Source organism: Streptomyces dysideae, from assembly GCF_001514305.1.
Lineage (GTDB): Bacteria > Actinomycetota > Actinomycetes > Streptomycetales > Streptomycetaceae > Streptomyces > Streptomyces dysideae.
This window is the reverse complement of sequence record NZ_KQ949180.1, coordinates 1-1,670: the sequence shown is the minus strand read 5'-3', so window position 1 is coordinate 1,670 and position 1,670 is coordinate 1. Positions and strand designations below refer to the sequence as shown.

General features: G+C 71.3%; 1 protein-coding gene. It reads left to right on the top strand.

Annotation, left to right across the window (positions count from 1 at the left end; genetic code table 11):
- The first annotated feature begins 44 nt into the window (after positions 1 to 44).
- Positions 45 to 1,625: an IS1182 family transposase gene (locus AQJ91_RS48250; protein WP_067036769.1), complete on the top strand. Its 1,581-nt coding sequence runs from the start codon at positions 45 to 47 to the stop codon at positions 1,623 to 1,625.
- Positions 1,626 to 1,670: the final 45 nt, after the last annotated feature.

Here is a 1,670-nt window from a genome sequence, read left to right as displayed (position 1 = left end):
GGTTGTGGCCCCGTGGGTGCTGATGCGGGGCCAGACTGTTGTGTGTGCAGGGGGAATGGGCTGGGGAGACGGTCGGGCCGGATGTGTGGGAGACCTGCCGGGAGCTGATCCCGGCAGGGAGTGTGTTCGCGTTTTTGGCTGAGCACCGCGAGCGGCTGCTGCCGCCGGAGATGTTTGCGGACATGTACCCTTCGGCCAACGGCCGGCCGTCGGTGCCGCCGCAGGTGCTGGCGGCGACGGTGGTGCTGCAGAGCCTGTTCGGGACCTCGGACGTGGAGACCGTGCTGGAGCTGCGGTGCGACCTGCGGTGGAAGGCCGCGTGCGGGCTGGGTCTGTACGACACCGCGTTCGACCCCTCGCTGCTGACCTACTTCCGGCGCCGCCTGCAGCGCTCGGCGGATCCGGGGCGGATCTTCACCCGGGTCAAGGAGGTCGTGGCCGCCACCGGCATCCTGCGCGGGAAGCGGCGCCGCGCGCTGGACTCCACGGTGTTCGACGACGCGGTGGCCACCCAGGACACGGTCACCCAGCTGATCTCGGCCATCCGCCGGGTGATCCGGGAGGTGCGCGGCGCCGATAAGGTCGCCGCCGCGCACTTAACCGCGCACGACTACGCCGATGCGGGCAAGCCGAGGATCGCCTGGGACGACGGGCAGGCCCGCGCCGGGCTGGTCGACGCGCTGGTGACCGACGCGTCCAACCTGCTGGGGCGCCTGCCCGAGCAGGAACTGGGCGAGCGGGCGGCGAACGCGGTCGGCCTGCTGGCGCTGGTCGCCGGCCAGGACGTGGAGCCTGCTGAGGACTCCGACGGGCGCGACGGGCGCTGGCGCATCGCCCAGCGCACGGTCCGCGACCGCGTGGTGTCCACCGTCGATCCCGAGGCGAGGCACATCCACAAGAACCGCACCCGGCATCAGGAAGGCTTCAAGGGCCACGTCGCCGTCGAGCCGGAGACCGGCCTGTTCACCGAGGTCGCCCTTGCTCCGGGCTGCGGCCCCGCCAACCACGAGGCGAAGATCGCCGAGGACCTCCTCGCCGACGAGGACGAGCCCTGCGAGGTACTCGGCGACTCCGCCTACGGCACCGCCGACCTGCGTGAACACCTCGAACAACAGGGCCACGACGCCGTCCTCAAGCCCCCGCCACTTCGCCCGGCCACACCCGGCGGCTTCACCAGCGACGACTTCCACATCGACACCGAAAACAGCCAGGTCACCTGCCCTGCCGGACACACCGTCCCCCTCGGCAAGCCCCTCAAGGGGGGTTTTCGCCAGGCCCAGTTCAAGAAGCTGTGCACCGGCTGCCCGCTGCGCGAACGCTGCACCACCTCCAAGACCGGCCGCGTCCTGCAAGTCCACCCCCAGCACCAGCGCCTGGCCGACGCCCGCTCCCAGGCCGCCGACCCCGCTTGGAAAGATGCCTACCGCCGCTGGCGGCCACCCGTCGAACGCGGCATCGCCTGGCTGACCGCCAAAGGCAACCGCAGACTGCGCTACCTCGGCACCCTCAAGAACGACACCTGGCTCCGCAACCGAGCCGCCGCCCTCAACCTCCGCCGACTGGTCAACCTCGGCCTCGAACCCGCCGCCGACGGCATCTGGACCCTGACTCCGGCCACACCATGAAGCACGGAGGGCGGCCCCCGCCACCGGCGGAACTACCCTCACAGC